The organism is Desulfobacterales bacterium (assembly GCA_030066985.1).
Taxonomy (GTDB): domain Bacteria; phylum Desulfobacterota; class Desulfobacteria; order Desulfobacterales; family JAHEIW01; genus JAHEIW01.
Genome location: JASJAN010000009.1, coordinates 32,353 through 53,755 on the forward strand (window position 1 = coordinate 32,353; position 21,403 = coordinate 53,755).

The 21,403-nt window shown below is 48.6% G+C and carries 15 protein-coding genes and 1 other RNA gene; 2 read left to right on the forward strand and 14 right to left on the reverse strand.

Going from position 1 to position 21,403, the window contains the following annotated elements; genetic code table 11:
- Positions 1 to 233: 233 nt before the first annotated feature.
- The 9 genes from QNJ26_06655 to QNJ26_06695 form a co-directional block, all read right to left on the reverse strand.
- Positions 234 to 1,211, reverse strand: coding sequence for an ABC transporter substrate-binding protein (locus tag QNJ26_06655; protein MDJ0985206.1), 978 nt, complete (start codon positions 1,209 to 1,211; stop codon positions 234 to 236).
- 287 nt (positions 1,212 to 1,498) lie between these two features.
- A complete protein-coding gene (locus QNJ26_06660; GenBank protein MDJ0985207.1) occupies positions 1,499 to 2,386 on the reverse strand; it encodes a methylenetetrahydrofolate reductase in 888 nt (295 codons plus the stop codon).
- Positions 2,387 to 2,476: 90 nt separating this feature from the next.
- Positions 2,477 to 3,130 carry a methylenetetrahydrofolate reductase C-terminal domain-containing protein gene (locus QNJ26_06665; protein MDJ0985208.1) on the reverse strand — a complete coding sequence of 218 codons (654 nt, stop codon included), beginning with the start codon at positions 3,128 to 3,130 and terminating at the stop codon, positions 2,477 to 2,479.
- Positions 3,127 to 6,258: an FAD-dependent oxidoreductase gene (locus tag QNJ26_06670; GenBank protein ID MDJ0985209.1), complete on the reverse strand. Its 3,132-nt coding sequence runs from the start codon at positions 6,256 to 6,258 to the stop codon at positions 3,127 to 3,129. Before QNJ26_06670 ends, QNJ26_06665 begins: the two co-directional genes overlap by 4 nt.
- Positions 6,259 to 6,326: 68 nt before the next feature.
- A complete protein-coding gene (gene nuoE / locus QNJ26_06675; GenBank protein ID MDJ0985210.1) occupies positions 6,327 to 6,800 on the reverse strand; it encodes an NADH-quinone oxidoreductase subunit NuoE in 474 nt (157 codons plus the stop codon).
- A 144-nt stretch (positions 6,801 to 6,944) separates the two neighbouring features.
- A complete protein-coding gene (locus QNJ26_06680; GenBank protein ID MDJ0985211.1) occupies positions 6,945 to 9,608 on the reverse strand; it encodes a molybdopterin-dependent oxidoreductase in 2,664 nt (887 codons plus the stop codon).
- A 126-nt stretch (positions 9,609 to 9,734) separates the two neighbouring features.
- The gene (locus QNJ26_06685) at positions 9,735 to 10,610 is read right to left on the reverse strand and encodes a methylenetetrahydrofolate reductase (GenBank protein ID MDJ0985212.1); all 876 of its coding nucleotides are present in this window, start codon (positions 10,608 to 10,610) and stop codon (positions 9,735 to 9,737) included.
- Between the two features lie 49 nt (positions 10,611 to 10,659).
- Positions 10,660 to 11,232 carry a response regulator gene (locus tag QNJ26_06690; GenBank protein ID MDJ0985213.1) on the reverse strand — a complete coding sequence of 191 codons (573 nt, stop codon included), beginning with the start codon at positions 11,230 to 11,232 and terminating at the stop codon, positions 10,660 to 10,662.
- Between the two features lie 353 nt (positions 11,233 to 11,585).
- A complete protein-coding gene (locus QNJ26_06695) occupies positions 11,586 to 13,433 on the reverse strand; it encodes a PAS domain S-box protein (protein MDJ0985214.1) in 1,848 nt (615 codons plus the stop codon).
- Positions 13,434 to 13,856: 423 nt separating this feature from the next.
- Here QNJ26_06695 and QNJ26_06700 point away from each other — a divergent pair, with 423 nt between their 5' ends.
- A complete protein-coding gene (locus QNJ26_06700) occupies positions 13,857 to 14,321 on the forward strand; it encodes a ferritin family protein (protein MDJ0985215.1) in 465 nt (154 codons plus the stop codon).
- Between the two features lie 137 nt (positions 14,322 to 14,458).
- Here the strand turns inward: QNJ26_06700 and QNJ26_06705 are convergent, their stop codons facing one another.
- The 5 genes from QNJ26_06705 to ffs all read right to left on the reverse strand — a co-directional run bounded on the left by QNJ26_06705 (position 14,459) and on the right by ffs (position 19,304).
- Positions 14,459 to 14,902: a universal stress protein gene (locus QNJ26_06705; protein MDJ0985216.1), complete on the reverse strand. Its 444-nt coding sequence runs from the start codon at positions 14,900 to 14,902 to the stop codon at positions 14,459 to 14,461.
- Positions 14,903 to 15,044: 142 nt separating this feature from the next.
- Positions 15,045 to 15,641 (reverse strand): DUF3786 domain-containing protein, encoded by a 597-nt coding sequence (locus tag QNJ26_06710; GenBank protein ID MDJ0985217.1) that lies wholly within the window; start codon positions 15,639 to 15,641, stop codon positions 15,045 to 15,047.
- Between the two features lie 515 nt (positions 15,642 to 16,156).
- A complete protein-coding gene (dnaK, locus tag QNJ26_06715) occupies positions 16,157 to 18,088 on the reverse strand; it encodes a molecular chaperone DnaK (GenBank protein MDJ0985218.1) in 1,932 nt (643 codons plus the stop codon).
- Between the two features lie 70 nt (positions 18,089 to 18,158).
- Positions 18,159 to 18,791: a nucleotide exchange factor GrpE gene (gene grpE, locus QNJ26_06720; protein ID MDJ0985219.1), complete on the reverse strand. Its 633-nt coding sequence runs from the start codon at positions 18,789 to 18,791 to the stop codon at positions 18,159 to 18,161.
- Positions 18,792 to 19,055: 264 nt separating this feature from the next.
- Positions 19,056 to 19,304, reverse strand: an RNA gene (gene ffs / locus QNJ26_06725) — signal recognition particle sRNA large type.
- 488 nt (positions 19,305 to 19,792) lie between these two features.
- On the opposite strand from ffs, the gene tilS reads away from it, so the two are divergent.
- Positions 19,793 to 21,265 (forward strand): tRNA lysidine(34) synthetase TilS, encoded by a 1,473-nt coding sequence (gene tilS, locus QNJ26_06730; GenBank protein ID MDJ0985220.1) that lies wholly within the window; start codon positions 19,793 to 19,795, stop codon positions 21,263 to 21,265.
- Positions 21,266 to 21,403 lie beyond the last annotated feature (138 nt).

The following is a 21,403-nucleotide window of genomic DNA, read 5'->3' on the forward strand; positions in this document are numbered from 1 at the left end:
TAAGGGCGAAGCTATAGTGTACTATGCTTCGCCCTTAATAATCCGCCTGAGGCGGACCTATGGGAACCTCTTGCTCGCCGCGTTGTCTTCAGGGTGAAAATTAATGAGATATAATGATATTTATCATTTGTAGTGTATCTGTAACTTTTTTTAAATAACTCTTTGTCAAGCTATCTGTAATTATGATTTTTAATCTCTCATTAATTTTCATGTAAAAAGTTTTTATGCAAAATTTAGGGCAAAAATTTGCTTGTAACAGAATCCTTATATGGGATAGGTGTTTTTAAAAGCCCCTTGGACACCATCCAGTCCATCACGTCTGCCCATTGCGCGGCACTGGGGACCTCCCGCAACGGGAAGGGCGGAATACGATAGGTTTGCTGAATATTTTTGGGAACCCGGATTTTTTGAAGCAAAAGGTTGCGGAAAGAATCCGGGTTCGCATTGATATCCTGTGCGGCGCGATTCCAGGCCTTTAAAAATTGACGCACAGCGCCGGCCTTGTTTTCGACGGCATTCAGATGGAAGGTCAACACACTGACACTATACTGCGGGTGTGTCGAATCGTCGATGACAGCACCGGCACCGGCTTCAAGAGCGCTTTTAGCCAGCGGATCCGGCAAAGTGGCCGCCTTCAGCTGCCCCTGTATCAGCAGTTGATAGCGTTCCGGTATCACCGGAACAGATTTTTTGGATATTTGCGCCGGTATTAGACCGCCGGCGACCATCAAACGATCGGTGACGTACTCGATGATCGTGTTTTTAGAAATTCCAATGGGGATGTCTTTCAGGTCGGCCGCGGTGGCAATGTTGCTGCCGGGAGCTGCCAATATCCGAAAGAGAGGATAGTGCGGATAGGCTTTGCGGGCGGCTGAAATAATCTTAACCTGAATACGATCACGATTGAAGCTTGCGGTGGAGGCCATTTCGTTGAGCATGCCGTCCACGGCACCGGACTGCATCAGTTGGTCTCTTTCCAACCCGCTGCCCACCGGTACGGCCGTAACCGTAACACCGTAGCGATCAAAATAACCTTGCGCCTCAGCCACGTAAAAGGGAAATGTATCCAAAATGGGCAAAAGGGCAATTTTGAGCGAATTTTCCGATGAATCCCCCTGCGCGCATAGCCCCATCGAAAAACCTGCTATTAACATCAGCCCGATCAACAGACCGCTGGCAAACACCCGTTTGAACTGTATTTTTCGCATCATAAAGGCACCGTCGCTCACCGTATTTTGGCTCTCAATATCAAATATGGAAATAAGGTGCAAAGAAAATCGGGGTAGGGAATTTCCTGGTGAGTTTTTAAAACCCTTTTTTAAGTTGGCCGGATGTGTCCGCCACAGGCGGATTGTGCCCGTTTATTTGAGATGCATACCTAATCGCTTTTTAACCGGCAAACGGGCTAACCCACCAGAGGCGGACAAGCGGGCAACGGGCTCAACCCATTGTTTTTTACCCGCTTAGATGAATTAGGTGTATTTTAGAGAACGATTTACTATATCAATCCTGCTGTCTGCATAATCTCCGGCACCTTCTCTTCCTTGCCGATGGCCATGATGTGCACGCCGTCGCACATATTTTCATCATGAATGCGTTTAATCATGCGGCCGGTAATTTCAATCCCTTTGGCCAGCGCCTGGCCTTTGGGTGCGGATGCCATTTCATCAATCAGATCCTGCGGCACAAAAACCCCGGCGATATTTTTATTCATAAACCGGGCCATAGGCGCCGAGGTCAGTAAAATAACACCGGCCAGGATCTTGGTATTGAACTGCCGCGCGTAATCCATGAATTCTTTGAATTTATCCAGGTCATAAACCGCCTGGGTTTGAATAAACTCAGCGCCGGCCTCCAGCTTTTTTTCAAATTTGATTAGTTGCGGTTCAAGCGGGTTTGCTTCAGGTGTTACGATGGCACCGGCACAAAATGAAACCCCGCCATCCAGATCGTTGCCGCCAAGGTCTTTGCCTGCCTCCAAGAGGCGCACCGTTTTCAACAACTGGCTGGAGTCCATGTCAAAAACGCTCTTGGCTTCTTTATGATCCCCTAAAATGATCGAATCTCCGGTAAGGCAAAGAACATTTTGAATCCCGCGCGAGGAAGCAAACAAAAGATCGGCCTGTAATGCCAGCCGGTTGCGATCCCGGCAGGTCATCTGCAATATGACCTCCCCGCCCATTTCTTGAACCAGCATCGCGCCACCCAGAGACGGATAACGCATCACCGAGCTCTGATGATCGGTGACATTCATGGCGTCGACCTTGTCTTTTAACAATTCGATATGGTGCTTGAATTTTTCAAGGTTGGTTCCCTTTGGCGGGGCAACCTCACTGGTCACCACAAATTTACCGGAATCCAAAGCTTCTTTAAATTTTGTTGGCATCTCAAACTCCCCTTCTATTTAAGATCCATTTAAATACAGCTAAATTTTTTCTGTCTCTGTTAACCAATAACGAAAAACCATTAACCAGATTTATCCTTCTGGAAGCTCAAATTTCCCAGGCTTGGGCTCACCCAGATGATTACGCGGTTTTTGGTATTTTCGCATGGATTCGAGCCGTCCCAGTTCATTGAGACGATTGTAAATCAAAGTCCAGACACAGTCTTTGTTAACGTCGATTTCGCATTTGCCGTGATTGGTACCGCCGCAGGGACCATTGACTAAACCCTTGTGACAGTTGGTCACCGGGCAAATACCACCGGTTTCGCCGATGATGCAGGTACCGCACTGGGTGCAGATCTCATCGAACAATCCCACCGCCGATTCTTTGCCGATGAACAGGGTATCCAGGGCTGGAATGACCATCTTGTGCAACTGGCGGGCAATGCTTTGAACGCCAAAGGCACAAGTCATGATCAGCAGAGCATCGGCCTGATTGATCTGCTCGCCAAAATCACTCAGAAACTCACGGGTTAGATTGTCACAAGCAACCGGTACCACTGTTTGACCGGTAACCATTTTACCCTTTGTGGACAACTCTTCTGTCATGGCGCGCACTTCCGGGTCTCCGCCGGTGCGGGTAAGGGTCACACAGGTTCCGCACCCAATAATGAAAATCCGGTTAAGTCCTTTCAAGAGGCGTTCAATTTCTTTGTCCGGTTTTTTTTGCGTTATGGATCGAATCATATCGCATTCTCCTCTTTTTCAAGATCGCATCGAAGGCAGCGGATGGCTTCGCGATAAGCCTCCTCTTCGCTAAATCCTTTTTCAACTTCTCTAAAATCCCTTATCCGTTCCTGGGCATTTTCGACTTCGACCTCCACCCGGGGCTTGTCCTCCATATCTTCTTTTTCAAGCGCCAGTTTGGTGCCCGTATGCCGCGGTGATTTTTCATCCGGGATATACACGCGACTTTTGTCACCGCCCAGATATTTATCGATGGCAATAGCCGCCCGCCGGCCGGATGCAATTGCACGAATCACAAAGGTCGGACCAGTGGTAAAATCCCCACCAGCAAAAACACCTGGCACATTGGTGGCCAGTGTGTTGGTGTCCACCACCAGGGCGCCCCAGAGTTCACGCTCCAGCTGGCTGTCGGCAGAAAGAAACGACATGTCGGCGGCCTGGCCGATGGAGATAATGACATTGTCGGCATCCACAAAGCGCGTGTCGTCGAGATCACAGGTGGGATTAAAACAGCCCTCATCGTCAAAGACGCAGATGCAGCGCGTGAACTCAACGCCCGTCACCTTGCCCTTTTCGTGGGTGATTTTACTTGGCGACAGGTCGGGGTTGATGACAATACCCTCATCGATGGCCTCATCCACATCTTGCTCCCAGGCCGGCATCTCATCACGGGGCTCCAGGCAGAATATTTGTGCCTCCTGTGCGCCGGTCCTTAAAGCGGTCCGGGCGACGTCGACGGCCACATTACCGCCGCCGATGATCACCGTTTTGCCGCTTAACGGCACCTTTTCGCCCATGCGGACCTGGGTTAAAAAATCAAGGCCATAGTAAATGCCTTCGAGGCCTTCTTCTTCTCCGGGGATACCGATTTGCTTGCTGGCCTGGGCTCCGGCGGCAATAAATACCGCGCTGTAGCCCTCATTTAGCAGGTCATTAAAGGTGTGTTTGGCATCAATGGGTGCGTTATAGCGGATTTCAACACCGCAGTTTTGAATATATTGGATTTCTTCTTCGATCACTTGGCGCGGTAGCCTGAACTCCGGTACCGCAATGCCCAGCATGCCGCCCGCCACCGATTGGGCTTCAAAAACGGTGGTCTGGTATCCCATTTTTGCCAGAAAATAGGCGCAGGTTAAGCCGGCCGGCCCCGCTCCGACGACGGCCACTTTTTCCTCGCGGGTTACCGGAAAAGGCTCTCTTTGGGGGCCGATGTTTTTGAAATACCAGTCAGAGGCCACGCGTTTAAGGGCCCGAATCGCTACGGGCTGATCCAGTTCTCCGCGCCGGCATTTGAACTCGCAGGGATGGATACAGATACGCCCGCAAACCGCCGGAAACGGGTTGCGCTCGCGAATGATCTCAACCGATTTATCATATTCGCCATCAGCAATCGCCGCCACATAATTGGGCACATCAATGCCTGCCGGGCAGGCATGCTGACAGGCGGAAATCACCATCGAATCGCATACTGCTCCGGCACAGCGATGTTCTTTGATGTGGTCTTCAAATTCTTTGAGAAAATATTTGAGGGTCGAAAGGGCCGGTTTGGAGCAGGCCTGTCCCAGACCGCACAAGGATGCCTCAGTCAAGGTCTCTCCCAGTTGCCGGATCGTATCAATGTCTTCCATACGGCCCTTGCCCTGGGTGATGCGTGTCAGAATTTCCAGCAGCTGGGTGGTGCCCAGACGGCAGGGTGCACATTTACCACAGGATTCTGACTGGGTGAAGCTGAGGAAAAAGCGGGCGATTTCAACCATGCAGTTATTTTCATCCATGACCACCATACCGCCCGACCCCATGATGGCCCCGATGCGCTGGACCGTATCGTAATCAATTTCAAGGCTTAAAAATTGAGGTGGCACACAGCCGCCGGCCGGCCCGCCCATTTGAACGGCCTTAAACGCGCGACCTTTTGGTATGCCGCCGCCAATGTCATAAATGACGTCTTTGACGGTGGATCCGATTGGCACCTCCACCAGTCCGGTGTTGTTGACCTTGCCCGCCAGAGAGAAGATTTTGGTGCCTTTGCTCTCTTCGGTGCCCACCTGGCCGTACCAATCCGCTCCGTTTTTAATGATTAACGGGACGTTGGCCCAGGTTTCAACATTGTTGATATTCGTCGGTTTGGCATCAATACCTGCCTGCGCCGGAAAAGGCGGTCTGGCCCGGGGCATGCCGCGTTTGCCTTCGATCGAGGCCATCAGGGCCGTTTCTTCACCGCAGACGAACGCCCCGGCACCCAAGCGCAGAGAGAGATCAAAATTAAATCCGGTGCCCAAAATGTTTTCGCCCAAAAGCCCCAATTCATTGGCCTGGTCGATGGCGATGTTAAGATGATCGATGGCGATCGGATACTCTTCGCGCACATAGATGTAGCCGTATTCACTGCCCATGGCATAGGCACCGATGAGCATCCCTTCCACCACCGCATGCGGGTCGCCTTCCAAAATGGCGCGATCCATGAATGCACCGGGATCGCCCTCATCAGCGTTGCAGACGGTATACTTGGGCCGGCCTTCAGACTGTCGAGCGAATTTCCATTTGAGTCCGGTGGGAAACCCCGCTCCGCCTCGGCCTCTGAGTTTAGCAGTCAGAACCTCTTCGACGACCTGTTCGGGCGACATTTTCGACAACGCCTTGACCAGGGCCTGATAGCCGCCATCGGCAATATAATCTTCGACTCGGGTTGGATCGATGCGGCCGCAGTTGGCCAAAACCCGTCGTTCCTGTTTGGCGTAAAAAGGGATCTGGTTGCGGTAATAGACCGGTTGATGCGTCTTGGGTTCGTGATAGGCCAGGCGGTCGATGAGCTGGCTGCGTTTCAAAGTCTGAGCGACGATTTCGGCGGCATCATTCGGCTCCACTTCTTGGTATTGAACCCCCATGGGCTCAATGGCAATCACCGGTGCCTTGGCACAAAAACCGTGACAGCCGGTGGCACGGATTTCCACCCGATCCGAAATCTTTTGGCTTTTGACTTCATCTTTTAAGGACCCCAGCACACCGGCGGCGCCGTAAGCCCGACAGCCGGTCATGCACACATGCACTTCGATGGTTCCTTCTTTTTTGCGGGACTGGATTTTATTGCGGAGCCACTCCAGCTTTCCGATGGATGAAAGCTTCTCCATTTGGCAGAATCTCCCTTTCGCTCAGATATTCCGTCTACCGCAAATGCTTGCGTGGCAAACGGCTGGTTTTATTTTTTTTGATACTCTCCCAAAAGGCTGCTGACCTTGATTGGGGAAAGCTTGCCGAAATAATCCCGGTTGATCATCATGGTCGGCGCCAGAAAACAGGCGCCCAAGCAGGCCACCGTTTCGAGGGTGAATTGATAATCGGAACTGGTTTCACCCTCTTTCAGATCCAGCTCTTTTTGCATCAGGCGCAAAACGCTGCGGCTGCCTTTGACGTGACAGGCGGTGCCGCGGCATACTCTGAGGACATATTTTCCTTTGGGCTCCAAAGCAAATCCGGCATAAAACGTAATAACACCCTGGACTTCAGACGGGTACATATTCATGGCTTCGGCAATCGGCTCTATCGATTCAGGCGGTATATATCCGGTATGTTCCTGCACTTCCTGAAGCAGAGGAATAAGCCCCCATTTATCGCCTTTATGCTTTTCGATAATTTCGTTAATCCGGTCCCAATTGATCTCAGGTGGTTTCATACGGGTGCCCCATCTGTCTGTTGTAAGTTAAATTGATTTTTAAGCAATTTATTTGTTGAGTTGCTCGTAACAGTCAGGTTCAAGGTTCAAGGTTGAACTTCTGCATGACGTGCGCCGTATGCCTTGCGCCTTGGGCCTTACGCCTTATGCCTTTGTGATTTTAGCGGCGCATGTTTTCCATCCGCCCGCATTCGGTTCGGCCAGATCGCTTAAGTCAATCAGATTCATGGCATCGTTGGCATTGACCGCCAGCGGAACAAAAAGCTGGCCGGTTTCGATGCGATTGCTGCAATCAATTTTGCGTTGGATTTCACCCCATTGGGTCTCAATTTTTACGGTATCCCCATCTTTTAGTTTCAGTTGATCTGCATCCGAACTGTTAAGGGCCACATTTCCGACATGGTCAAAATCTTGAATGCGCTCAGAGGTGCTCGTTCGGGTGCCGCTGCCCAGGTGATAGCGCAAAGAGCCCAATATGGCCGTAAATGGATAAGTCCCATCAGCGGGTTCATCCGCTGTTGAGACCACTGGTGAAAAAGATACCTTCTCGGAAGTGTCGGCGTTCCCAAAAACTGCCATTGGGCTGGCGGGTTTCACCCAGGCGGTGTCGCCAGCATTTAATTCGGCATAAGCAGGTACCAGACGGCGGATCTCATCACGGATTTTTTCGAGGGTGCCATACGCCTCAGGGGCTCCCAAACGGGACGCCAGCATATCCAGGATTTCCCAGTCGGCCTTGGCCTTGCCGGGCGGAGGCACCACGGCTGAAAAATTTTGGATGCGGCCTTCCAAATTGGTAAAGGAACCGTTCTTTTCGCTGGTAGCGGCAGCGGGCAAAACTACATCTGCCAGTTTGACGATTTCACTGTCCAGAATATCCTGCACAACGAGGAGCTCTAACTTTTTCAGCGCTGCTTTCACACGTTGCGGCTGTGGTAGAGACCGCAGCGGATTTTCACCCATGATATACAGGGCTTTGAGCTGGCCGTTTTCAGCCGCCTCGATAATCCGCGCCATATTCAGGCCCGGATCCGGGGAAATCTTGACATCCCAATTCTTTTCCCATGCTTTTCGGTTGCCATTTTCAACGATCGGCAATCTTCCGGGCAGCAGGTCCGGCACTGTGCCCATATCCATGGCGCCGTTCTGATTGCTCTCTCTGGCCAACAGATACAGTCCGGCACCCTGTGTGCCCAGACTCCCGGTCATCAATGACAGATTGAGAATCGCGCCCAGGGCGTGCGTGCCATAACGTTGCTGCAAAATGCCATGACCGATGACAAATGCGATGCGTTTTTCTTTAATCAATTCGGCCATGGCATTTAATTGTTGCATCTTAAGTCCAGTCAAGCGGCAAACTTTATTCATATCCAGCGAAGACAACGCATAGGTAAAAAGACTGAATCCTTCAGCGTAGCGGTCAATAAACTCAGAATCGTAGTCATTGGTTTCATGCAGCAAAGCGGCCAGGGCATTGATCAATTCCAGATCGGTGCCGGGTGTGATGGGAAGCCATAAGGATGAAAAGCTAACCAGTTCGGTTTTGCGCGGGTCGACCACAATCAGCGGAACGCCGTTTTTAGCCGTGCGCTTCAGATGGTAGCTGACCACTGGAAGAGAGTGGTTGGGGTCGGCCCCAAGGACCACGATGGCATCTGCTTTTTCCAAATCGCTGAAAGGTGTCGGGCGACATCCACCGCCGGTTTTTTGATCTACGATGTTTGCTAAAAATTGCCCGGAAACATACCCGCCGTTGTCGACATTGTTGGTGCCGACCAGCACCCGAGCTATTTTTTGAAACAGATAATTTTCTTCATTACTGCACTTTGAAGAGCCCATGAAAGCAATGCTTTGCGGTCCGCTTTCATCCTTTATTTGGTGCAACCGTTTGGCCACCTGATCCAGGGCTTCATCCCATGAAACCGGGGCCAATTGGGTGGTATCATCTTCTCCTTTTTTGGGCATCATCGGAGCGATGAGGCGCCGTCGCGAATTTAAAAAATCATGGGCAAAATGGCCGCGCACACATAGGGTGGCCTTGTTGACACTATCGGGCAAATGCGCCGGATTAACGTCGATGACTTTGTTGGCGGTTTGCCCCATGGCCAGGCTGCAACCCACGCCGCAAAAACTGCAAATTGAAAACGACTCCTGCGTCGGGCTACCGACGTATTGGTTGTTTTTGGCCGACAGTGCACCGGTGGGGCACATGGAAACGCAGGTGCCGCAAAAGGTGCAATTTGAGCGCTCAAGCCCCTGTTCATGAACCGTTGCCGGTCGAGATGTAAAACCTCTCAAATTATAATCAATGGCACCGACCACCACCAGTTCATGATCTGCCCGGATGCATTTTCCGCACAAAATACATTTGCTCAAATCACGGGTAATAAACGGATTGGCCTGCTCCAGAGGCTTGTAGTTGGGCATGGCATACAGATCCGTTTCGCCAATACCCATCTGCGAGGCGACCCATCGTAGTTGACAGCGGTTGCCCTTGCTGCAAACTATGCAGGATTCCGGATGTTCGGCAATCATCAAGCGGACGATATTGCGGCGATGGCTCAGGATGCGCGGTGTATCGGACAAAAGTTTCATATCCGCTGCAACGGGGGTAACACACGAAGCCATCAGGCGACCACTTTCTTGATCCTCCACCAGACAGAGCCGACAGGCGCCAAAGGGTTTCAGATCCGGATGAAAACAGAGGTGGGGTATCTTAATGCCTTTTTGGGTCGCAGCTTGTAAAATAGAAGTCCCGGGGGGACAGCTAATCTTTTTATTGTCGATGGTTAAGACGATGTTGTCCAAGCGGCTGACTCCTTTTGTTAGTGGGTTGGTCCGCCTGCGGCGGATTAACCCGTTTGCCGGTTAACCGGCAATCAAAAATGCAATTGCCGATAACGGGCACAACGGGCAACCGGGAAACGGATAAACCTATTTTAATTTTGCTGCATCCAGATAATTTTTTAGCTTTTCTTCACCGCCGATGGTAATGATATGAACGCCCTGGCACAAATCTTTGAGGCCGGTGACAATATCAGCAAAAATTTCAGTGCTGGCTTTGAGCTTGTCCGGTGCCTGGGCCAATTTCTGGATCATCCATTCCGGCACCAGGCCGGATTTTAAATGCCGGTTGAGAAAGCGTCCCATGCCGGCGGTGCGCAGGATCATGACCTCGGCAATGACCGGCACGTTAAAGGTATCGACCCGGCGCAAAAACTTGGCAAATTGATCGACATCAAAAACAGGCGTGGTCAGGAAATATCCGGTGCCCATTTTGGTCAGCTCCTCCATTTCCTTCATTTCCAGATCGGGCACATTTTTGCCCCAGGACGACTCCACGCCTGATCCCACCAGAAAATCAGCTTTGGATTTGAGGGTATCGCCTTCAACGGTTTGTCCCTTTTTGATGTGTTCCAGTACCGATTGCAATTTACCGGCGTCGACATGGAAAAACATCATTTCCTGCAAACTGTCGCCGGTAATGCGATAATCCTCGGTAAATACCAGGAGGTTATCGATCCCGGCTTCGTGGGCGTCAACCAGATCTTTTTGCAATTGAATGCGGTTTTTATCTCGGGTGGTGGTTTGATAAATCGGCTCAAATTGATTTTGATCCAACAGCTGGCAGGTATTAATGGTGTCCCCGACCACCCCTTCAAATTCGACTTCAGACAGTGAAACACCATCTACCCGCCCGCGCACTTTGGATAGGCTGCGGACCAGATCTTCCGGTTCCTGGTCGATGGGCGCCTGAATTTCCGAGGTCACGACAAATTGCTTTTTTTTCAAAGCTTCCTTTAATTTCATGGTGCCTCCTTGGCTGGCTTTGCGGATCGTCCCCTTTGTTATTGTGCGGTTAATGCAGCTCGAGCAAGCGGGCCACCTCTTCTTTGAGTTGGGGCAGCGGGAACGGTTTGGAAAAACAGGCATCCGCGCCGTACTGTTTCATCTTTTTAAACTTATCCTCATCCAGATAAGCGGACAGTACGATGATTTTAGTGTTGGTCGTATCGGGATTTTCCTTAATTTTTTTACAGACCTCATAGCCTTTGATATCGGGCATCATGATATCCAGGATCAGCAGATGGGGGGCAAAGTGATTGATCTGCAGCCCGGCTTCAAATCCATCGGATGCTGATATCACTTCATAATCAAATTCGTCCTCTTCGAGTGCCTGCACGATGGTTTCGACGATGATCGGATCATCATCGACCACCAGAATTTTTCTTTTTAAGCCATCGGCTTCCTGATCCGGAATCGGAATTCCCTGCTTTTTCATGAAAAATTCCAGATCTGACCGGTTGATGCGCCGATGTCCGCCGACGGTCTTATAGGCCTTAATATGCCCGGATTCAATCCAGTTGATAATGGTTTTTGCAGACACATTACAGAGCTGGCTTGCTTTAAACACTGTTAATACGTCTTCCATATGATCGCTCCTTTCACTTATTTTATTTATTATAGTTTTTTCTATAAATATAGTTTTTATGCTTTGTCAAGCTTTTTCGGTGAATTTTAGAAAATATTTTTAAAAAATGGTCAATTTTTTAACGATAATTTGGTTTGCGATTCAGATAAATTTCAGTTTTTATAGAAATTATAGAATTTTTGGCGAGTAAGTACGACTTTGATCTAATATGCGGGGAATCTTCTTTATTATTCGGATAGCGTCTTTAGCACTGGCTGACCTAATTTAAGCCTCTTCCAAGAAGAAAATCTCATTTTGGTCTATTGGGGTTATTGAGAAATCGCTTCAAGGCATACGAATCGGTGAGGAAAACGTTATGGTGCTGAGGCTTCTTGTTCGGCTGCTGTTTCCTGCAGGATGGGAAAGGTGATTGTAAAGGTGGTTCCCGAGCCTTCCTGGCTCTGGACCTGAACATCGCCGCCATGATCTTTGATGAAACCATAGCAAACCGATAACCCCAGACCCACGCCTTTGACGCTGTCTTTGGTGGTAAAAAAGCTGTCAAAAATCTTTTTGATGTGCTCTTCTTTGATACCGACACCGGTATCGGCTATTTTAATGTCAATATTCTCAGCGTCTGCTGAAGTCGCCACATTCAGGGTACCGCCTTTGGGCATGGCATCCCGGGCATTGGCCACTAAGTTGAGAAACACCTGACGCAGCTGGTTTTTGGAAGCCTTGATTTTCGGAAGCTGCTGTGCGAAATCGGTTTTGATTTTGATATCGTTCTCCTGCAATTGTTTTTCATGCAGCAGCAAAATTTCATCAAGCACGGTGTTCACATCGACTGCTTGTTTCTCCTCCTGGTCCGGCTTGGAAAACGACAGCATCTTGCGCAATAATTCACTCAGCCTCACGGTTTCAGACAGCGCCATCTCCAGAACTTTGCGGCGTTTGCTCTGGGTGGAGATTTCGGTTTTCAGCAGCTCAAGGGTGTTCATGATGCCATACAACGGGTTGTTCAATTCATGTGCGATTTGAGAGGTTAGGCGCCCCATAGCCGCCAGTTTTTCCGACTGCAGGAGTTGCTCCTGGGTTCTACGCAAAGCGCGCTCCATTTCGAGGCGCTCTTTCAAGTCAACAAATGAGCCCACCGTTGCAATCTCCTTGCCGCTGGCATCGTATATAATGGCGGCTGACAGATTGCCTTCGATAACTTCCCCATCCTGGCGCATATAGACCATCGGGAATGCATTCAGGCGCCCAACACCGCCATTTTCCGGGCTTCTGAGCATCTGCATGACTTTGCGGGCCATCTCATCCGGATATATCTTTTGGATATTCATCTTGCCGATCACATCGGTTGCCTTATAGCCGATGCTTTCCTCGGCCGCGCGGTTCCAAATCAGAATATTGCCCTTCATATCCGTTGCCGTGATGGCATTGGGTGAGCTTTGAATGATCTTATTGATAAAATCATGGGCTTCCTTGAGCTGACGTTCCATCAATTTTCTTTGGGTAATATCGATATTGAGCCCTTCGTATCCAATTACATTTCCTTGCTGATCATAGCGAACATGGCCGGTGAGCAGCACCGGGATCGTGCTGCCATCTTTGCGTTTAAATTCGACTTCCCAATCGATCACGCGACCATCGTGTTCGATCATTTTTTTGAATTTCTGACGCTCTTCCGGTTTTACATAAAGATCGTTGGCGATATCGATATTTAAAAATTCATCTTTGTTATCATAACCGAGCATATCCAAAAGGGCATGGTTGGCGTTCAAAAATTTGCCTTCTTTGCTGCTGATGAAAACACCGCAGGCTACATGCTCAAACAGATTTGCAAAATCGGCCTCAGAAGCCCGCAGCTTTTCTTCGCGCCTTTTCCTTTCAGTGATGTCACGATAAATACTGAGTTTCAATAACGTGCCGTCTTCATTCTCGAAAGGGATCTCAGTCATAAAATAGGTTTTGTCAACCAGCGGGACATAGACTTCGCGGCTAATATTTTTGCCTTTAAAGACCTCATCAGAAACGCACCACGGACATTTTTCATCCGTTTGATTGATGACATCGTGGCATTTTTTACCGGTACCGTCACCAAATTGGGCAATCATAGCGCTGTTCATATATTCGACCACCAGGTCCTGGTTCATCACATATATGCCGTCTTCAAATGCCTCCAAAATTGCCGTTGACATTTTAATGCTTTTGTCCATATGTCCTGACCTTCATAAAGATTGTTGCCTGTCAATTTACCATAAACGTTTCAGCTCGGCTTGTCGAGATGAAATCTGTTGTATGGTCCGTCATAAAAACATTCGGCATTTCAATATTCAGCCTGGTTGACGTCAATAGATTTGTATCTATTTTATACAGTAATACTTTTCTGGTTCCTGGCTTCTTGCTACTGGCCTTTAGTAGGTGTCAGGTTTTCAGAGGACAGAAGTCAGAAGACAAATGACGGATGAATGCAATAGCAAGATGATGCAACATAAATGTCTTCTGCCCTCTGATATCTGTCGTCTGTCATCTGTTTACTGACCATTTAGCGACCAAAGGCTGACTGGTTTTTTCCAGGATAAACTGTCATTGAAGCGAATATTTGACGAATTGTAATAATGAAATGAGGAGGTAGCGTTATGGGAAAAAGGATTGCCGATATTCTTGACATTGCCATAAAGCGGGAAGAGGAGGCCTATGAATTTTATATGGACATTCATTCCAAGGTTGACGATGCGAGTGTTAAAAGCACATTGGAATTTATGGCGGGTGAAGAAAAGAAGCACAAGGCCTTTCTGATCAGCTATCGCGATGGTCATTTCGGCGATAAAGGTCTGCGCATGAGTGATGTTGTTGATTATAAAATTGCAGAATATCTTGAGGAACCGGAGATTAGTGAAGATTCCAAGCCTGAGGATGTCTATCTGGTGGCCTCCCATCGGGAAGCCAGATCCCATCAGTTTTATACCGAATTGGCCAACTTGCATGCCGAAGGCGAGCCCCGCCAAATGCTGCTTAAAATGGCCAACGAGGAGTTGAAGCACAAAGAAAAGGCGGAATATTTGTATTCCAATACGGCGTTTCCGCAAACATCGGGCGGGTAATTCAATCGGTTCCGGGTTCAGAGGTTCAAGGTTCAGGGTTACTGCATTTAACTGCCGCCTAAAATTTTATAACTTTCAAGATCTGATTTTCTAAAGGTCACCATCCAACCTTTGAACCTTTGAACGCTGAACCTTGATTACGCGTCTATGGGAATTGTGGTTACCGGAACCGGAGAATTTTTAACAACCTTTTCTGTCACACTGCCGAAACGATAGTTGCCTTTCTCCCCATGACTGGCCATCACCACCATATCAACCTTTTCTTTCTCGATCAGTTTTAGAATCTCCTGCGCCGGGTCACCGATAGCGATATGCTTGATATACAGCGGGCAGCCATCCAGATATTTTTCACAGACCTGTTCCAGCCTTTTGGTGCCTGATTTTTCGGCAAATTCCATCAATTTGTCCACATGCGTGCGATCAAAATCACCGTACCAGGATTCATGGTGGGCAATATCCTCAATTACATACAGGACATGGATCTCGGCCTGATATTTTTGGGTCAACGAGGTTACATAGGGCAATGCCTTTTCTGAGCTGCTCGAAAAATCTGTCGGCCAGAGAACTTTGGTTACTTCCATGTGCATCCCTCCTTTAGTTGCGGTCCGAACAGTTAACAATCAAATGACTAATCTATAATACGAATTTTATTCAGCTTGTAAACACTGAAAAATGATAATCAGTATAATCTATCAGGGGCCGTTCAGCCTCGTCGATAATGCGCTAAATGAGTTCGATGATTTTTCTTGACGTATATTCACCGGTATCGGCCAGTGCATCTGTTGGTAAAAAATCGGACGCATTATAAGAATAAAGACAGGTCACTGCCGCCGGAAAATCATCATCAGCACAATAAAAGATGTAATTTAAAGCAATCTTAGGCAACGGATAAACGGTAAATGAAAAATCACCGGCATCTGCATGGGTCCCCTGTGAGCCATTGAATTGCTGAGTGATCCGATTCGCTGCCTGTTCGATTTTATCGATATGGTCGACGAGAAGCCGTTCGGTATTCGACGCAAAAGCCCCCACATACGGCATGCTGTCAGGCATTTCCCGAAATGCTCTAAACGGGGCCAGTTGACAAGCAACCTCAGAGGCCTGCAGTGCATATAAGGATATCACGATTCCCGCAGGACCAAATTCCGCCTTATCTCCTAATTGGATATCTTGCGGCGATATGCGGCAGTTTTCCCCAAAGGCCTGGAATTTATAATCATTGTCAATCCGGCTGGCCGGTAATCTGTCGGCAAGATCCTGTGGTAAATTGCTGTAAAGATGCTGGAGATTGTTTTTAATGATCTGTTCGTAGTTGCTCATCTTGGGGACCGCCTTTAGCCCCTTGACGGTTTTCGTTTGTTGCTTGCGGTTCAGTCGTTTTTCTGGCTATAGCCCCTACCGCCAAATGAATCGCCTGTCAAGCTCACAGCAGCTGAAAAGGTATACTCGATTTTCATTTCACCGCAAAGGCGCAGAGATCGCAGAGTTTATATTTTTTTAGCTTTTCGGTGAGAGGCCGAAAAGCTAAAATCTTTAACCTATCCCAGCTTCGAATATTGCCACTTCCTTAATTACTTAAACAAATTCTAATATAATGTGGGTGTCTGCAGCGCAGCTGCTGAAGGCTTTTCCTTTGCCGTCCTCTCAGCGGCAAAGGAAAAAATACACCAACTTTGCGTCCTCTGCGACTCGAGCGTAGCGGGCGGTGAACTTAAATTTAAAAAATATAATCCTTGCAGGAATTGCTGGCCACCTTTCTTAACTATAGCAACCAAGCTAGAAAAAACCCGCGGAAGTCAGCTTCCGCGGGTTTAAAAGTGCCAAATGAAAATGGTTTACTTTTTGTCTTCTTCTTTGACCTCTTCAAAATCAGCATCGACGACATCTTCATCCGTCGCACCAGTGTCTCCGGCAGCCTGATCGCCAGCTTCAGCGCCGGCACCGGCTTGCTGTTCGCTTTGCGACGCTTGCTGATACATGGCCTCGGCCAGTTTGTGGGACGCCTTGGTAAGTTCGTCGCTGACCCGTTTTATTTCAGCAGCATCCTCTCCTTCCATGACCTTGCGCAGCTCCGTAATGGATGCTTCAACATTGGTTTTGGTTTCACTGTCAACTTTATCGCCCAGTTCGCTGATTGATTTTTCAGTCGAATAAATCAACGCGTCAGCCGAGTTGCGCGCTTCAACCAAATCTCTTTTGGCCTTATCTTCTTCGGCATGCATTTCGGCATCTTTAACCAATTTGTCTATCTCTTCCTGCGACAGACCGGAAGATGCCGTTATCTGGATGGATTGTTCTTTGCCGGTAGCCTGGTCTTTTGCCGAGACATTCACAATACCGTTGGCATCAATGTCAAAGGTAACCTCGATTTGAGGGATGCCCCTGGGAGCCGGTGGAATGCCGACCAGTTCGAAGCGGCCCAGGGTCTTGTTATTGGCGGCCATTTCGCGTTCACCCTGCAGCACGTGAATGGAAACTGCCGGCTGATTGTCGGCTGCGGTCGAGAATATCTGACTTTTTTTGGTCGGGATAGTGGTATTCTTATCAATCAAACGGGTCAGGACACCGCCCAAGGTTTCAATTCCCAGCGAAAGCGGTGTAACATCTAACAGAAGCACGTCTTTGACATCGCCTTTGAGCACACCGCCCTGGATGGCAGCACCCAATGCCACGACTTCATCGGGATTCACACCTTTGTGGGGCTCTTTTTCGAATATCTTTTTTACACGCTCCTGCACTGCGGGCATACGGGTCATACCGCCGACCAGGATCACTTCGTTGATATCCTTGGGGCTCAGGCCGGAATCTTTCAGAGCCGTTCGGCAGGGCTGCTCCAGCTTGTCTAATAAGTCGTTGACCAGTGCTTCGAGCTTGGCGCGAGTGAGTTTAATGTTTAAATGCTTGGGACCGCTGGCATCAGCAGTAATAAAAGGCAGATTCACATCCGTTTCCATGGAGGTTGACAGCTCCATTTTTGCCTTTTCAGCAGCTTCTTTGAGGCGCTGCAGGGCCATTTTGTCGCTGCGAAGATCAATGCCCTGATCCTTTTTAAATTCGTCAGCCAGATAATCAATCAAGCGTAAATCGAAGTCTTCACCACCCAAATGGGTGTCGCCATTGGTCGCTTTTACTTCGAAAACACCTTCCCCAATTTCAAGGATGGAGATGTCAAATGTACCACCGCCCAGGTCGAATACGGCGATTTTTTCTTCGCCCTTTTTATCCAGCCCGTAGGCCAGCGATGCGGCAGTAGGCTCGTTGATGATCCTCAGTACATTCAGTCCTGCAATCTTGCCCGCATCTTTGGTAGACTGTCGCTGGCTATCATCAAAATATGCCGGTACCGTGATGACCGCGTCGGTCACTTTTTCTCCCAGATATTCTTCGGCCGAGTGTTTGATATCAGCCAAAACAAAAGAGGAGATCTCTGCTGGACTATACTGTTTTCCCTTGATGTTGATGCGGATATCGCCGTTGGAAGCTTGTTCAATCTTGTAAGGCAGAATTTTTACATCGCTTTGTACTTCCGGTGAAGCATACTTACGACCGATTAGACGTTTAACCCCGAAAACCGTATTTTCCGGATTCGTGATTGCCTGCCGCTTTGCGATCTGGCCCACCAGGCGCTCGTCGCTTTCTGAAATGGCGACGATCGAAGGCGTTGTTCGACCGCCTTCCGGGTTGGTGATGACTTTGGCATCACTGCCTTCCATCACCGCAACACATGAATTTGTGGTGCCGAGATCAATTCCAATAACCTTAGACATTTTCCATTACCTCCCTAACTTTCCAAATCTTTATTGTTTGAATTATATTTAAGCGTAAATGATAATTACGCTAACTATCGTTGCTTTTCGGTGCGGCAACCACCACCATAGCAGGTCTGAGAAGCCGATCGTGAATCAGATACCCCTTTTGAAATTCACTCAACACGGTGTTTTCTGGATAATCATCGGTTTCTTCCCGCATTACTGCCTCGTGAAACGCAGGATCAAATGTTTCACCGCGCGCCTTTATGGGTTTGACATTGAATTTCTCAAATACCCGCAGCATTTCATTCCGCGTAAGGTTCAACCCCTCGATTAGTTTTTTATCCGCATTTTTTTCTTCTTTTGCTGAGTTGATGGCCAGCTCTAAGTTGTCGACGACGGTAAGCATTTCCTTGAGCAGGGATTGATTGGCATATTTGCGAAAATCCGCCATCTCGCGGTCGGATCGTTTCTTGTAATTCTCAAAATCAGCCGAAACCCTTAGCAACCGTTCATGCATTTCTTTGGACTCTTCTTCTTTGTCGGCCAGTTTGGCCTCTAATTCCTTCAGGGGATCGGTCGGCTCGACACTCTCATTTTCGGCTGTCTCGGATTGGATATCTTCTGGATCATTATCAATGGAATCTGAATTTTCCGTCTCATTTTGTTTTGCTGTTTCGTCCGGTTCAACATTGATTTTAATTTTCTTTTTTTCTGACATAAGCCGGCGTTTTCTCCTGAATTTTTAGCAAATTGAAATATGTCGATTGGAAAATAAGACACTTTAAAACGATGTCAAGAAGGCCTTGGTCAGGTTTTATGCGACCTTGTTTAAGTGAGGATTAGCGCGTTTTCTACGCCTTTTGGGTTAAATTTTGCAGCTTACCTGGGTGCCGTTTGATAACTAATTTAATACAGGTGGTTACAGTCGCAAGCAAACCGTGCTGGATCGCAGTGCGGTTCACCTTGCGACCTAAAAAAATGGTTGTGCACCCGCTGTCGAATCTTTTATGGAAATGGTAAAGCATCGATATGACCGGAATCGGTCCACGACACAAACTGCATCACTTATCGCTGCTTCCTTCCGGACCTGACGAGGTTCGTGACCGTTTGTTGCGTGGCGCCCGATCAAAATGCGCTACGGCTTTCCATTTGTAAGACCCTCAAGAGGGAATTCAGCCCCGCATAAGCGGATTTCGGGAAAAGGGCACCGCTAGCTCCCCGCCTAGCACAACCAACTTTAGCATACGGTATAAACAGGTTTTTTCAACAAAAAAACGAGCGTTTTATATTTTAAAATGGTTTTCTGTTTTTTTTAGGAATGTTATCGTTTTATTTTTTCAAAATCTAAAACCCTTCGGGCTTGCCGATCTTACCGCATCTACTGTGTTAGATGTCGTCCCGCATCGTATACTATTGCGGAACGCCATCTGCCTTGTAGCTGCGGCAACCTCGACAAGCGCTCGTTTTTTTTGAATAAACAAGTTCAGATTTGGTGCTGAACATTCGCCGTTGGCAACAGGCTTCTGGGCGCTGGCTGCTTGCTGCTGGCACTAACCGCTGGCGGCTCACCTCCCGCAACGCGAAACTCGCAACCCGAACGTGGCGAACAGCGTTTTGCATTGACTTATCGGGGTCCCTGCAATAGATAAATGAAAGGTATCAGGCATTTGTCGACTATTTGAATGTTGACGTTGCTTGCAAAAATCAGGTTAACCATTTATGGCAACAAAACACCCTGTATCATCCTTTTCCACCATCGAAAAAAAGCTCATTCGATCGGTTGATCAAACCATCCGCATTCATTCCATGATTCAATCCGGTGATACTGTTCTGGCCGGTGTGTCAGGTGGCCCGGATTCAGTAGCTCTAATCCATATTTTGCATTCCCTGGCGCCGAAGTATACGCTAAGATTAGCGATCGCCCACCTGAATCATGGCCTTCGGCCGAGTGAAGCCGATCGTGATCAAGCGTTTGTGGTCTCTTTGGCCAAAAATTTAGAAATCCCGCTTTATGCAGAAACACAAGATGTGCAGCGCTACCGAAAAAAGCACCACCTCTCCATTGAGGAGGCAGCCCGACGACTGCGCTATCGATTTTACCATCATACCGCCGAGCAACAGCGGTGCGACAAAATTGCGCTTGGGCATCATGTGGATGATAACGCCGAACAGGTTTTGATGGCTATGCTGCGTGGCAGCGGCCCTCTGGGTTTAGCAGGAATGCCGGCCGTAAGACCTGATCGCATCATCAGACCCTTGATCAACTTGCGGCGCATTGACATTTTAGATTATCTGGCTGCCCGCGGTTTAGACTATGTTGTGGATTCGTCGAATCGGGATTTGCGATTTTTGCGCAATAAAATCCGAACCCGCTTGATCCCCGAACTCCAGGATAAATATAATCCAAAATGTGTTGAATCGCTCAACCGGCTTGCCACCATTTTGTCTGCCGAAGAAGAGTGGCTTGAGAATCACGTCCAGAAGTTTTTTACAGATGCGCTTGTCTTTGAGCAACCGGGCAGGCTCGGGCTAAGCCGAACCGGTTTAACCTCCAAACCGACCGCTGTTCAAAGACGCCTCATCCGCAAGGCCGTCTTGCAAGTCAAAGGCAACCTCAGGCGAATTGCATTCAACCATATTGAAGCGGTATTGAAACTGGTTCAACAGGGGCCACCGGCGGGGGCTGTAGACCTTCCGGATGGTATCTGTGTCTGGCGGGATGGTGACCGACTGCTGATATCTGAATCTCAGCATCGGCGGTCTCGCCCTCACAGCGGGCGTCTGGCTTCAGAAGTGCCTGATTATCTGTATGAGCTACCGGACCCCGGTGTAATTTCGATTAAAGAAGCGGGTCTGCAGATCCAATTCAGTGAAATGCCGATTAAGCAAATTGCAGACTGGCGTCAAACTGATCCGCAAATCGCTTTTTTCGACAGAGATAAACTCAGCTTTCCGCTGGTGATTCGTAATTTCCGTCCCGGCGATCGATTCTCACCATTGGGCGTCAGTGGACGCCAAAAGCTGAAAAAATTTTTTATTGACCATAAAATTTCAAGAACTGAACGCATGAAATGCCCAATCGTCCTGAGCCGCAATAAAATTATCTGGGTGGTGGGTTATCGACTGGATAATGCAGCTAAAATCGATACGCGCACTCGTTACGTGCTCAAAGCCGAACTTTTGCTTGCCTAAGGCGCGATGATGATTAATTTCACTGTAGTTTGGAGCTCTGCTTGCATCTTTGGTGCCGGACGACATTTGATACTTGAAATTTGAATCCAGGTAAAGGATACTGTTGTTAGGAAGGTTTCTTGCAGGTCTCAATTTAAA